The organism is Chryseobacterium culicis (genome assembly GCF_900108365.1).
GTDB classification, from domain to species: domain Bacteria; phylum Bacteroidota; class Bacteroidia; order Flavobacteriales; family Weeksellaceae; genus Chryseobacterium; species Chryseobacterium culicis.
Genome location: NZ_FNWQ01000003.1, coordinates 25133 through 38817, shown reverse-complemented (window position 1 = coordinate 38817; position 13685 = coordinate 25133). Strand labels below are relative to the sequence as shown.

The 13685-nt window shown below is 36.5% G+C and carries 14 protein-coding genes; 6 read left to right on the top strand and 8 right to left on the bottom strand.

The window, feature by feature from the left end; all coding sequences use genetic code 11:
- Positions 1–167: 167 nt before the first annotated feature.
- The 5 genes from BLW74_RS11855 to recJ form a co-directional block, all read right to left on the bottom strand.
- Entirely contained in the window at positions 168–842 is a 675-nt protein-coding gene (locus BLW74_RS11855) for a hypothetical protein (protein ID WP_089692660.1), read from the bottom strand.
- Between the two features lie 470 nt (positions 843–1312).
- The gene (locus tag BLW74_RS11850) at positions 1313–1651 is read right to left on the bottom strand and encodes a DUF3817 domain-containing protein (RefSeq protein WP_089692659.1); all 339 of its coding nucleotides are present in this window, start codon (positions 1649–1651) and stop codon (positions 1313–1315) included.
- A 6-nt stretch (positions 1652–1657) separates the two neighbouring features.
- Positions 1658–2398 (bottom strand): hypothetical protein, encoded by a 741-nt coding sequence (locus BLW74_RS11845; protein ID WP_089692658.1) that lies wholly within the window; start codon positions 2396–2398, stop codon positions 1658–1660.
- A 69-nt stretch (positions 2399–2467) separates the two neighbouring features.
- Positions 2468–3052 carry a nicotinate (nicotinamide) nucleotide adenylyltransferase gene (gene nadD / locus BLW74_RS11840; RefSeq protein ID WP_089693550.1) on the bottom strand — a complete coding sequence of 195 codons (585 nt, stop codon included), beginning with the start codon at positions 3050–3052 and terminating at the stop codon, positions 2468–2470.
- A 96-nt stretch (positions 3053–3148) separates the two neighbouring features.
- Complete coding sequence (gene recJ, locus BLW74_RS11835) at positions 3149–4861, bottom strand: single-stranded-DNA-specific exonuclease RecJ (protein ID WP_089692657.1); 1713 nt, start codon at positions 4859–4861, stop codon at positions 3149–3151.
- Between the two features lie 331 nt (positions 4862–5192).
- On the opposite strand from recJ, the gene BLW74_RS11825 reads away from it, so the two are divergent.
- Positions 5193–6005 carry a M48 family metalloprotease gene (locus tag BLW74_RS11825; RefSeq protein ID WP_089692655.1) on the top strand — a complete coding sequence of 271 codons (813 nt, stop codon included), beginning with the start codon at positions 5193–5195 and terminating at the stop codon, positions 6003–6005.
- A gap of 80 nt (positions 6006–6085) precedes the next feature.
- On the opposite strand, the gene BLW74_RS11820 is transcribed toward BLW74_RS11825, so the two are convergent.
- A complete protein-coding gene (locus BLW74_RS11820) occupies positions 6086–7708 on the bottom strand; it encodes an ABC-F family ATP-binding cassette domain-containing protein (RefSeq protein ID WP_089692654.1) in 1623 nt (540 codons plus the stop codon).
- 121 nt (positions 7709–7829) lie between these two features.
- Between BLW74_RS11820 and smpB the strand changes: the two genes are divergently transcribed.
- From smpB to BLW74_RS11795, 5 genes are all read left to right on the top strand, one after another.
- Positions 7830–8288, top strand: coding sequence for an SsrA-binding protein SmpB (smpB, locus tag BLW74_RS11815; protein ID WP_034694839.1), 459 nt, complete (start codon positions 7830–7832; stop codon positions 8286–8288).
- 77 nt (positions 8289–8365) lie between these two features.
- The gene (locus tag BLW74_RS11810) at positions 8366–9877 is read left to right on the top strand and encodes an OmpA family protein (protein ID WP_089692653.1); all 1512 of its coding nucleotides are present in this window, start codon (positions 8366–8368) and stop codon (positions 9875–9877) included.
- A gap of 94 nt (positions 9878–9971) precedes the next feature.
- The gene (locus BLW74_RS11805; protein ID WP_089693548.1) at positions 9972–10712 is read left to right on the top strand and encodes a YebC/PmpR family DNA-binding transcriptional regulator; all 741 of its coding nucleotides are present in this window, start codon (positions 9972–9974) and stop codon (positions 10710–10712) included.
- 57 nt (positions 10713–10769) lie between these two features.
- Positions 10770–11597, top strand: a complete 828-nt coding sequence (locus BLW74_RS11800; protein WP_089692652.1) for a UDP-2,3-diacylglucosamine diphosphatase — start codon at positions 10770–10772, stop codon at positions 11595–11597.
- The gene (locus tag BLW74_RS11795) at positions 11594–12565 is read left to right on the top strand and encodes a glycosyltransferase family protein (protein ID WP_089692651.1); all 972 of its coding nucleotides are present in this window, start codon (positions 11594–11596) and stop codon (positions 12563–12565) included. Before BLW74_RS11800 ends, BLW74_RS11795 begins: the two co-directional genes overlap by 4 nt.
- Here the strand turns inward: BLW74_RS11795 and BLW74_RS11790 are convergent.
- The gene (locus tag BLW74_RS11790) at positions 12554–12844 is read right to left on the bottom strand and encodes a GNAT family N-acetyltransferase (protein WP_089692650.1); all 291 of its coding nucleotides are present in this window, start codon (positions 12842–12844) and stop codon (positions 12554–12556) included. The two genes, BLW74_RS11795 and BLW74_RS11790, sit on opposite strands and share 12 nt — an antisense overlap.
- 70 nt (positions 12845–12914) lie before the next feature.
- A complete protein-coding gene (locus BLW74_RS11785) occupies positions 12915–13664 on the bottom strand; it encodes an RDD family protein (protein WP_089692649.1) in 750 nt (249 codons plus the stop codon).
- Between the last annotated feature and the right edge of the window lie 21 nt (positions 13665–13685).

Genomic DNA, 13685 nt, shown 5'->3' with positions numbered 1-13685 from the left:
GTTACATGATTTCGTAAAATTTTAAATTGTGTAGGTTTGAAAATTTGAGAACAATCAGGCTCAATGTCAAAAAATAAAGTCTGGCAGAGGTAAGAAAAGGATGAGTATTTAGAAAATAAAACCGGCAGAAAAACTACCGGTAGTGTATTAAAAAAATAAATTTAAGATTAGTTCCAGCACAGATAAGAGTATGTTATCCTGTCATTCGTGTCTATTTTTGAAGTTGTACCAGCCTGTACTCTTATAGTGTGCCCGCCAGCACCTAGAGTGCTGCTGGTTACATAGCTGTAAGGAACTATAGAATGTATGCCGCTTGCAGATGCAGCAGCAGTTCCGACGCTGGCTACTGGCGTTGTAAGATTATCAATAAATAATCTGGTTCCTAAACCCGTGGCTGCGGAAGACCATACGCTTGGATATAAATCAAATTTACATTTGGAAGCTGATGGCAAAGTAACTGTAAATTGGAAATAACCCGCACCGTTGTTAGTGCCATCTCCAAAAGTAGCAGATACGGCATCACTCGTACCTCCTGCTAATACAATATACGATGAAGCAACAGTCGTTGTAACGGGTGTTTTCCAGAGAGGCGCGGCTGGTGTTCCATAATTGAACTCCAAGACAGCATTGGTCGTGTTGTAGATTACAGCACCTGCGGGAGGGGAGACAAGGGCATCTCTTTGGGGAGTCGTCATTCTGGGAGGGATAAAGGATCCTGTGCTGCTTACCACATCCAAAGCTCCCTGAGGACTTGATGTATTAATTCCAATACCTCCGTTTTGGCTGCTATATAGCACTGAGAACAGCAGCATTACTGCTGCCAATAAATTTTTTGTGTTCATTTTAAAAAGTATTTTTGTACGTGTAAAATTATAGCAATTGCTAAACTTTTAACCCAGCTATTTATTGTAAATCTTAGCCACCTGCTGTACAGAGCATATAATTAGGATTGCTTTACCGGATGTCATATCTATGTAATAGATGATGTCTGCTATAATTAATGGAATCGTGATTTACTGCCTTACGGATGTACTGCTTTTATAGGATTTATTTCATTAGAGGATCCGGTAGTGTTTCCTTTTTAGCTTATGGTTTTTAAATTCAGGTGATTCTGTAGTAATTTTTGACTATTCTATTGTTAGGACTCGGAATAATGGTTATGAAATTTGTATAGAGAGGAAGATCATATTTTAAATGAAAATAGGATATCAGCTCAATATTAAATTGTGATACTTTATAGTACAGTAGTAGCTCATCATTACAGGGAATGATGATTCTATAAAAATAGCTTACGGGAAAAAGGGTTCTTATACTATTCTCTGTCGAAACGGGCTAGTTTTTTATCAACCCAAACTGTTGCAAAAGGAAAGAATGCAGATAATAAGGCAAACACAAAATCTTCATCATCCCAGTTATAAATTTTTCTTGCAGGAAGGCACAGCAGAAGATAAAGTGTAAAAAACAATCCATGTAAACTGCCGATAACGCTGATGAATATAATAGAATATAAATTTTCAACATATCGGATCCAGATCATCGCAACACAGTACAGTAAAAGACATGAAATGGCTTCTGCAAGACAAATCTGCTTAAACCATTTGATGATTTTTTCCTGAGAATATTTTGAGAATATTTTTTCGATGAAGTCCATGAATAATTATTTATAGTAGATAGAAAAAGATATTTCGCCTTTTACAGGATATCCACCGTATTTTACTGGCTCAAATTTAGTGTATTTTATAAACTTTTTAATCTCTTTTTCGAAATAAGGGATATATTTCAAATTGTGATCATGAAAAATATGATGACTGAATTGATTCTTCAATACTATTCCTTTTGTATCTAAAATAAGCGTTACCAAAGTACTTGAACGGTATTTCTGAACAGAAGAATTATAATTTTCATAGCCTTCCGGATAAATAAAATGAGAGAAGAAATCTTTATTTAACTGATCATTATCATCTGTATAGCTGAGGGAGCCTTTTTTATAAGTCCACTCAGAATGCTCATCATAATCAAAAATTTTACCCGGGTGTTTTTGTACGTACAGCGCAACAGATTTTTTAACGAGCTCATCAATAAAATCTTTACCCAGCTTTTTTTCAGTCAGTTCAGTCATTAATGAATAATAACATTCACCGGAATATCCGCCTATATCACTACCCATCCATTCTCCACCCCAAATAATATTATGTTTTTGTAAAATCATTTTGAGTTCTTCGGCCGGCAAAAACTTATCACCAGAGGGGGCTGCAATATTTATATAATATTTGTGTTGGATTTCGGAATCTCTGACAGCTCTTATTGAATCTTCACTGCAGCGCTTTTTATTATAGCTTCTTCTTTCAGCAAGAGCAATTTTCCTAAATTCTTTAAGAGAATCACTGTTTGATGTCATTGATTCTTGAGCGTATAAAAAACAGCTTTGAAAGAAAACAAAGAATAAGAATAAATACGGTCTCATGGTTTATTGGTAAAAACTGCTGCCATCCAAATACTCAAACACTTCAGGAGGAAGCATCGGCCTTACATTTTTTCCATCTCTGATCATATTTCGGATTTCAGTTGCGGAAAGCTCTATAACCGGGGCTTTTATCAGAGAAATATTGTCGTGCTGTAAATATTCGGAATCCTTCTTTTCTCCTTCAAAGACTCTTGGATAGACAATAATATGATGATTTTTGATCAGGATATCAGAATTCTTCCACTTATGAAGGCTCTTCAGATTGTCTTCTCCCATGATAAGGCTGAAGGAATAATCAGGATATTTCTCGTGAAGGTAGGTGAGTGTATCAATGGTATAGCTTGGCACCGGAAGAGAAAACTCCACATTGGAAGCTCTCATATTCGGATAATTCTTCACGGCAAGCTGTACCATATCCAGTCGGTTATGATCTTTCAGTAAAGATTTTTTGTCTTTAAACGGATTCTGAGGGCTCACCACAAACCAAAGCTCATCCATGTCAGAATTTTCAAGAATATAATTAGCCAGAATAAGATGCCCGATATGAATAGGATTAAATGATCCGAAAAATAAACCGATTTTTTTCATTTTTTGTTTGGTAATAGGAAGTAGGTACCGGGTAGCAGTAGTTTGGAATATCCATATTCTGTTCAGGCGGTTATTACCTGAATCCTGCAACCTTACTTACTCTCTGAATTTTACATCCTTAATGTTAAGATAATGCGTTACATTACCCTTCCAGTGGTTTTCCTCAAGGGTAAAGGCAAGATCAAAATTTTTATTTTTAAAATCTTCAACAAATTGTCCAAGCTTGAATCCTACACATTCGATATTTCTCCCCGTAGACTCCTGTTTAATATAAAACTTAAGGTGATTATTATCTTTCCCCATTGTTTTTACATATCCAGACAATTTCTGATTCGTTAATGTAAAAATAGGTTTCATATTATGAGGCCCGAATGGGGCAAGCTTCCTGTGGAAGTTGATAAAATCTCTGTTGATTTCGTCAATTTTAATCTCCGTATCAATGGTAATAGAAGGTTCCTTCTGGTGTTCCTGGATTTTCTCCGAAACAATTCTCTCAAATTTCTCCTTAAATGCTGCAAACTTCTCTTTCTCCATAGAAAGTCCCGCGGCTGCATGATGTCCCCCGAATTTAAGGAAATATTCAGAACACAGATCAAGAGCTTCATGAACATCAAAATCAGAAACAGATCTTGCTGAAGCTACCATTTCGCCATTATTACCATCGGTAAACACAAGCGTAGGTTTATAATAAGTTTCAATAAGTCTTGAAGCTACAATACCAATTACTCCTTTATTCCACTCGGGATGGTAAACAATAGTGGTATGCTTGGTTTCCTGCTGGGATTCTATAATTTGATTTAATGCAGAAAGTGTAGAGTTCATATCCAGCTCGCGCCTTTCATCATTAAGATTCATGATGTCGTTTACAATCTGGTTGGCATGTTTCAGATTGTCAGAAACCATAAGTTCCACAGCGGCCTTACCATGAGATATTCTTCCGGCTGCATTTATTTTGGGAGCTATTTCAAAAACAATATTGGAAATTTCAAAATGAGAAAGCTTGTCCTCAGGAATTAAAAGTCTTAATCCAAGATTTCTGGTCTTTCTGAGTGTTTTTAATCCCATTTTAGCCAAAACTCTGTTTTCTCCCGTCATAGAAACAATATCTGCTGCAATGGAAATTGCCAGAAGATCTGTCAGTTCAAACAATTCAGCTTCGGGTAACTTATAGATCGTATTAAGTCCCTGGCAGAGCTTGAAACCCACTCCGCATCCAGAAAGTTCTTTGAACGGATAGCGGCAGTCAGTTCTCTTGGGATCAAGTACTGCAGCAGCATTAGGAATTTCGTCACCCGGAAGGTGATGGTCGCAGATAATAAAATCTATACCCAGGTTGCTGGCATAGCTGATCATATCCAGGGCCTTAATTCCACAATCCAGCGCAATGATTAATGAAAAACCATTTTCTTTGGCAAAATCAATTCCTTCAGTAGAAATTCCATATCCTTCAGAATTTCTGTCCGGAATATAATAATCCAGATATTTTTTCTCAACAATTTTGCTGAGGTAAAGATACATTAAAGCAACAGCTGTAGTTCCGTCCACATCATAATCACCATATACCAATATTTTTTCACCATTTTCAATTGCAGTGGCAATACGCTCTACAGCTTTTTGCATGTCTGCCATTAAAAACGGATTGTGTATATCGTTAAGATTCGGTTTGAAGAATTCTCTGGCCTTTTGATAATTGTCAATTCCTCTGAGAACGAGAATTTTAGATTCAAAAGTACCAAAACCAAGTGACGAACTTAGTCTGTCCACAACTTCCTCATCGGGTTCAGGCTTATAAATCCATTTTTGACTCATTTCACAAAAATAAGGAAAAAAGTTCTAAAAGCGGCTTTAAAAATCAGCAAATTAGATTTTGTAAATGAGCAATATCAGGCCGGTAAAATTTATAGCTCTTCATCAAAATTATTGTTTATTTTCTTTCAGAAAATATTTTTGCAGGAAGGCGGCGCTTTTGAAATCGCCTTTCTCAAATGCTTTGTCGGGTTGTTTTGCTGAACAGAAAAATCTTGGGCTTTTGATTTTACTTTTCAGTAATAAAAAATAACCTTCGGAGAAGATATGGGAGAATTTTTGACTAAATAATTGTTAAAAAAGTTTATCTTCGTGCTCCAAATTTTAAATGACTATGAAAAAAATTACGATGGGCCTTCTGTTATTCGGGGCTGTCTATTCGATCAATGCACAGAAAATTAACCTTGGGAAAGCTGCGGGAATAGTTTCGAATGGAGCAAAAGCATTGACATTTACCAACGATGATGCTATTAAATTATCCAAAGAATCAGTAGAATGGATGGATAAGAATAATCCTGTGGCAGGGCCTAAAGATCCGTACACTGTGAGACTGAACAAACTCTTCGGAAAACACAAATCTCAGGACGGCTTGAATCTGAATTACAAAGTTTATAAAGTAAAAGATATCAATGCTTTTGCCTGTGCAGACGGAAGCGTACGTGTATTTTCTTCGCTGATGGATATCATGACAGACAATGAACTGCTTGCTGTTATAGGGCATGAGATCGGGCATGTTAAAAATCAGGATACAAAAGATGCTATGAAATCTGCCTATCTGAAAGCAGCAGCTTTAGATGCGGCCTCATCAGCGTCATCAGCTGTAGCCACCCTTAATGACAGTCAGGTGGGAAAAATGGCTAATGCCTTTTTAGATGCTTCACACAGCAAAAAGCAGGAATCTGAGGCTGATACTTATTCCTACAACTTCATGAAAGCAAATAAATATGATGTGGTAGGAGCTTATACAGCTTTTAAAAAATTAGGCTTACTTTCAGAAGGAAGTACACAGACTAATTTTGAGAAAATGTTCAATTCTCACCCGGACAGTAATAAAAGAGCAGAAGCTGTTAAAAAGAAGGCAGAGAAAGACGGTTTGTGGAAAGATCCCGGAACTGTTTCTTTACCGACTGCAAAATTGACAAAATAATTATTTATTTATTGTTTAAACAAAAATACCTCAAAGCATTGCTTTGAGGTATTTTTATATAGATTTTAATGTTGTCCGGATTAAGAATACATTTTTTCTCTTAATTCTTTTACCTTTTTATCAGCAAGATATTCATCGTAAGTCATTTCTCTGTCAATAATTCCTGCAGGAGTCAGTTCAACAATTCTGTTACAGACTGTTGAAAGCATTTCGTGGTCATGAGATGCCAGTAAAAGATTTCCTTTGAAGTTGGATAAAGAGTTGTTCAGAGTTGTAATACTTTCAAGATCCAAGTGGTTGGTAGGTTCATCCAATAAAAGAACGTTTGCTTTCTGAAGCATCATTCTACTGAACATACATCTCATTTTTTCACCTCCTGAAAGTACTTTACAGGATTTCAGAGCCTCATCTCCTGAGAATAGCATTCTTCCCAGGAATCCTCTTACAAATTCTTCGTGACGCTCTTCATCATTTTTTGTAAACTGTCTTAACCAGTCAACCAAACTTAAATCTTCCTGAAAGAAGTTGGTGTTGTCCAAAGGCATGTGAGACTGATTGGTGGTAACTCCCCATGCAACTGTCCCTTTATCTGCTTCTACGTTTCCTGCCAGAATTTCGAAGAATTCTGTGATAGCTAAAGAGTTTTTAGAAAGGATGGCAACTTTATCCCCTTTTTTAAGATTCAGATCGATATTGGAGAACAGCAATTCTCCGTCTTTTGTTTTCTCAAGACCTTTTACATCCAAGATCTGATCTCCTGCTTCTCTTTCCATTTCAAAAATGATAGCGGGATATCTTCTTGAAGAAGGCTTGATGTCGTCAATATTCAATTTATCGATCATCTTCTTTCTTGCAGTAGCCTGTTTTGCCTTAGCAACGTTAGAACTGAATCTGGCAATGAAGTCCTGAAGTTCCTTTTTCTTTTCTTCAGCTTTCTTGTTTGCCTGAGCTCTTTGTCTTGTTGCCAGCTGAGAAGCCTGGTACCAGAAAGAGTAGTTACCTGTATAAAGGTTTAGTTTAGCATAATCCAGGTCACCAATGTGTGTACACACGGTATCCAGGAAGTGACGGTCGTGAGATACAACGATTACCGTATTTTCATAATCTGCAAGGAAATCTTCCAGCCACGAAATGGTATCAATATCAAGGTCGTTGGTAGGCTCATCCAGAATCAATACATCAGGATTTCCGAAAAGTGCCTGAGCCAAAAGAACCTTTACTTTGTCCTTATTCTCAAGTTCACTCATCATCTGCCAGTGCATATCATCTTTGATTCCAACGTTAGAAAGCATAGTCTGTGCATCAGATTCTGCAGTCCAGCCTCCCATTTCATCGTAAATGACACCTAGTTCACCGGCCTTAATACCGTCTTCATCAGAGAAATCTTCTTTTGCGTATAACGCATCCATTTCCTCCTTTATCTCAAATAATTTCTTATTACCTCTTAAAACTGCTTCAAGAACAGTATACTGATCATAAGCAAAGTGATCCTGCTCCAAAACTGACATTCTTTTCCCTGGTTCCAGAGATACATGCCCTGTTGTAGGATCCTGCTTTCCTGTTAATATTTTAAGGAATGTAGACTTTCCCGCACCGTTTGCTCCGATGATTCCGTAGCAGTTTCCTTTGGTAAACATAATATTTACCTCGTCAAAAAGAACTCTTTTCCCGAATTGTAAAGATAAGTTAGATACTGTTAACATATAGTTTTGTAAATTTGGCGCAAAAATACGAAAAGAATTTGGGTATTCTGTAATAATATAATAGTCAAGTTTTTAAATGTTTGGTATTTTTTATATATTTCATTAACGAAATTTTAAAATGATGAAGATTGAGAAAACAGTTAGCATATTAAACAAAAGAGCCCGTTTTGAATACGAAATTCTGGAGGAATACGAAGCCGGAATGGTTTTGACGGGTACAGAAATAAAATCTTTACGTTCATCCAAAGCATCCATCACAGAATCCTTCTGTCAGTTTATTGATGGGGAATTATACATCATTAACATGATGATTGATGAGTATAAATTAGGAACTTTTTACAATCATAAAACAAAAAGGGAACGGAAATTGCTCTTGCACAAAAAAGAATTGCAAAAACTTGAAAAAAAGTTAAAGGATGCTGGGAACACCATAATACCTTTAAAATTATATATCACTGACCGAGGTAAAGCAAAGGTGCTGATAGCGCTGGGTAGAGGGAAAAAGCTTTTCGATAAAAGAGAGGCGATAAAAGATAGAGAAAATAAACGTAACCTGGACAGAATATTAAAGAAAAGTTAAAAATCATTTGAAAAACTTTGTATATAAAGAAAAATTATATTTATTTTGCATTATCAATTATTTAATCATTTAATTCTATGAAAAATCTAAAATTAGGAATTTCAGCATTGGCGCTTACTGTTGCCTCTACTGTTTTCGCACAGACTACCAACAATCCGTGGTTAATCGGAGTTGGTGCTCATGCTGAAAACCACGTAGCAGCAAGAAGTAACTTCAGTAATACGTTCTCTGCTAACAATTTGACGAAAAGCATGTTCAATGTGAACAACTTTTCTATTACACCTCCATTATCTAAGCTAACAGTTGCTAGAAATGTTGGTAAAGGTTTAGTAATTGACTGGCAGACTTCTGTTGGAAATGTTGAAAACAAAAGATTCAACATGGGGAAAGAATTTTTCCTAATGACAGGTCTTGGTTTCCAGGCTCACGCTGCAGGTCTTTTATGGAACGAAGAATCTTGGTTTGATCCATATTTAAGAGTTGGTGCTAATTATTTAAGACATGATTATACAGCACTTACTTTCCCAAGAACATCTGTTGATGCTAACGGTAATCCAATCGAAAACGTAACTAACGGTAAGGATGGTAACGAAAACGGTAAAGCTAACCACTTTACTGTAGCTACAGGTGCAGGTGCTAACTTCTGGGTAACTAAGAACTTCGGTCTTGGTATTCAGGGTGATTATGTATCAACTCCAGGTGACCACTCTACAGTGGCTAACTTCTGGCAAGCTTCTGCTTCTATCTTATTCAGATTCGGAAACAGAGATAGAGATAAGGATGGTATCCTAGACAAAGATGACCTTTGTCCAGATACTCCAGGTTTACCAGAATTCCAAGGATGTCCTGATACTGACGGTGACGGAGTTCCAGATAAAGACGATCAATGTCCAGAAGTGGCAGGTCCAGTTGAAAACAACGGATGCCCTTGGCCAGATACTGATGGTGACGGTGTAATCGACAAAGATGATGCTTGTCCTACAGTAGCAGGTCCTGCTGAAAACAACGGTTGTCCTTGGCCAGATACAGACGGTGACGGTATCCTAGATAAAGATGATGCTTGTCCTACTGTTCCAGGTCTTCCAGAATACAACGGATGTCCTAAACCAAAAGACGTAATTGCTAAAGAAGCTACAGGTGCTCTTAAAGATATCTTATTTGATTTCAATAAGGCTACAATCAGACCTGAGTCTAGCGGTAAGTTAGATCAAGCTGCAACAATCATCAAGCAATCTAACGATGGTACATTCTTAGTAACAGGTCACACTGATAAGAAAGGTGCTGATGCTTACAACTTGAAACTTTCTAGACAAAGAGCTGCTTCTGTAGTAGGTGCTCTAGAAGCTAGAGGAGTTAATGCAAACCAGTTAAAATCTGTAGGAGTTGGTGAAAGAGACGCTACTGTTTCTGAAAAAGCTTCTGATGCAGAAAGAATGGTTGACAGAAAAGTAGTTGTTGAAGCTGTTAACGGTGCTGCTTGGGATGCACTTAAGAAATCTGATCTAGATGTTGTAGAGAAGAAGACTGTAGTGAAAAAAGCTAAGAAAGCTCCAGCTAAAAGAAAAGCTCCAGCTAAAAAGAAAAAATAATTAATTTTTCTAAATAATGAATACCTCCAATTTTTTGGAGGTATTTTTTTTTTGTTCACTTTTAACTAATTTTGTTGAAAATTTAAAAATTAAAATGGGAAGAGCATTTGAATATAGAAAAGCTTCTAAAATGGCCAGATGGGACAAGATGGCCAAAACATTCTCTAAAATAGGAAAGGACATTGCATTAGCTGTAAAAGCTGGCGGAACAGATCCCGAATCTAATCCCGCGTTGAGAAGATGTATCCAGAATGCGAAAGGGGCTAATATGCCTAAAGATAACGTAGAAAGAGCAATTAAGAAAGCGAGCGGTGCAGATGCAGAGAACTACGAAGAAGTTACTTACGAAGGTTATGGACAAGGCGGTGTTGCATTTTTTGTTGAGTGTACTACTAACAACACAACAAGAACTGTAGCTAATGTAAGAGCGGTTTTCAACAAGTTCGACGGTAACCTTGGTAAAAATGGGGAGTTGGCATTTATCTTCGACAGAAAAGGAATTTTCACGATCGATTTGACTCAGATTAAAATGGATTGGGATGATTTTGAAATGGAAATGATTGACGGAGGAGCAGAAGATGTAGAAAAAGATGAAGAAGAAGTAATGATCACAACTGCATTTGAAGATTTCGGGTCTTTATCTCACAAGCTGGATGATCTGGGAATTGAAGCTAAAAGTGCAGAGCTTCAAAGGATTCCAAACAATACAAAGGAAGTAAACGCAGAACAGTTCAAAGCGAATATGAAAATGCTGGAACGTTTCGAAGAGGATGATGACGTTCAAAACGTCTACCACAACATGGAAATCACAGAAGAGCTGATGAACTCTTTATAAAAAATAATATAGCATTCATATACAGTTAATTTTCAATTAGTTTCTTTGTACAAAACTATGAAAAGAAACGTTGAATTAGTTGTTATATCGGATGTTCATTTGGGAACTTATGGATGTAAGGCTAAAGAACTGTTGAGATATCTCAATTCTATCCAGCCTAAAACTTTAGTTTTAAACGGTGATATTATTGATATCTGGCAGTTTAAAAAGTCTTACTTCCCTAAACCTCATTTGAAGGTAATCCGAAAGATTCTTTCTTTAGCTACCAAGAACACAGATGTGTATTATATTACGGGCAATCATGATGAAATGTTCCGTAAGTTCACAGATTTTGAACTGGGAAAACTTAAAGTCTGTAATAAAGTCTGTCTGAATATTGATCAGAAAAAAGCCTGGATATTTCACGGTGATGTTTTCGACGCATCCGTCCAGCATTCCAAATGGATCGCCAAACTTGGCGGCAAAGGTTATGATCTTCTTATTATAATCAATAATATTGTAAATTGGTTCTTAGAAAAAATGGGTAAAGAGAAGTACTCGTTTTCGAAGAAAATCAAGAACAATGTGAAAAAAGCAGTAAAATACATCGGCGATTTTGAGCTTACAGCTTCTGAGCTGGCCATCGACAATCATTATGACTATGTGGTGTGTGGGCATATTCACCAGCCACAGATTCGTGAGGTTGTAAATAAAAAAGGATCCTGTACTTATATGAATTCAGGGGACTGGATTGAAAATCTCTCCGCTTTGGAATATCATGATAAGGAATGGAAAATTTTTTACTATGATGAGCATAAACATTTGCTGAAGGATGATGAGGCGGAAGAAATCCCGGAAATGGATAATTCTGCTCTTTTAAAAATTGTAACCAACTTTTCTAAATGAAAATTCTGTACGCATTCCAGGGGACTGGAAACGGGCATGTTGCCAGAGCGCAGGAAATTATTCCTATTCTTAAAAAACATGCCGCTGTTGATACCTTAATCAGTGGACATCAATCGCAGTTAAAGGCTGATTTTGATATTAATTTCCAATACAGAGGCATTTCCCTTCTTTATAACAAAACAGGAGGTTTATCCTACAGGAAAACATTTACTGAAAATAAATTTCTGGAAGCTGCCAGAACCATCAGGGAATTAGAGCTTTCACAATACGATTTAATCATTAATGATTATGAACCATTGACCGGCTGGGCTTCCAAACTGAAAAAACTTCCGATGATAGAACTCAGTCATCAGGCGTCTATGAGTTTTCCCGAAACTCCCAAGCCAAAGAAAAAAGATTTTTTAGGTGAAATGATTCTGAAATACTACGTTCCGGGTGACAGAAAAATCGGTTTTCATTTTGAAAATTACCATCCTCAGATCAAAAAGCCGGTGATCAGAAGAAAAATCAGAAATCTGAACCCGTACAAGCAGGGATATTATCTTGTCTATCTTCCCAGTTTTGCAGATGAAAATATCATCAAAGTTTTAAGAAAAATTCCGGTGGAATGGAAAGTGTTTTCAAAATACAGCAAAGTACAGGTAAAAGTAAAAAATGTGGAAGTGTTTCCTATTGATGAAAGCCAGTACCTCAAATATTTTGAAGGCTGTGACGGAATATTATGCAATGCAGGTTTTGAAAGCCCGGCAGAAGCACTTTTTATGGATAAAAAACTATTTGTAATTCCTATTCATAATCAATACGAACAGGAATGCAATGCATGTGCCCTTGATAAAATGGGAATCCCCAATTCAAAGGTTTTACATCTTCAGGAAATTATGGAGTGGGTAGCTTCTGATCATCATCTTAGAGTGGATTATCCGGATGATATTGAAGATATCCTGCTGAACGAAGTTTTAATTCTTTAAAAAAATATCATCCACATCACTCATTCTCATCATCACAGATCTGGCATAGGAACAGTGCGGATATACTTTCCAATTATTTTCTCTGGCAAATTTAATGGCTTCTTCCACTAAAAATTTTCCCATTCCTCTGCCTTCAAATTCCGGATGTACCAATACAAAAGAGATTATAAATTTATGATCTTCAGGAAAAATAGTATAAGTAAGTCGTCCTACTTCTTTTATTTCATTGTTTAAAGTAAGAACTCCGCCATTTCCGGATTTATTATTTTCAAATTTCATGATTCAGGACTTTACTATAAAGATACAAAAATTACACCGAGCTTTGCAAAAGCAATAAGCAATGATATCTTTAATTGTCTTTTCCTGTGTAGTAATTGTAATCTTTAATAATTACATTAATAAACTGTCTTTCGGTCATTTTAGTAGGGTCTATTTCCAGCTTAAGAATGCTTTTGATTTTATCGGATAGCTTACTAATGATCTGACGGTCATCTACTTTTAGTGCCTTTGTGTAGTTATCTTTAATAATTCTCATATCATTGTCACTCAAAGCGATCACCTGAGGAAAAGAAGGAACGTAATTTTCATGAATATTCTCAAGAATAGTATGAGAGATATTGACCGTATTTTTAAGAGAAATGACAGCGGTTCCGGACGCAATATCTCCCAGGCGCTGGTTATTTTTGGAGACAATCATAGAAATAAGGCCGATCACTCCGGCAAATGAAACATCAACAATTCTGAAAACCCAGCGGATCATATAATCGGCAAAGCTTGCCTGATAACCGTCTATTTTCACTACTTTTATTTTCATTAGTTTTTTTCCGGGGGTCTGGCCTTCCATAAGACTTTCCAATACCAGGGGATAAATATAGATCGGAAAGGTAAGGATAACATATACAGCACGTATGGACCAGTCATCAAGGCCGTTTAACAGATATCCCAAATCAAAAATATTGAAGAACAGATACAGGATAATGACCACATAAGCAATCCTGATCAGAAGATCAATAATGAAGGCAAGCATCCGTTCTCCTACACCCGCAATATTAAAATTAATATTTACATTTTGTGAGGTATTTATCGCGATTTGAGACATATTTTTTATTATTTTAGCCTT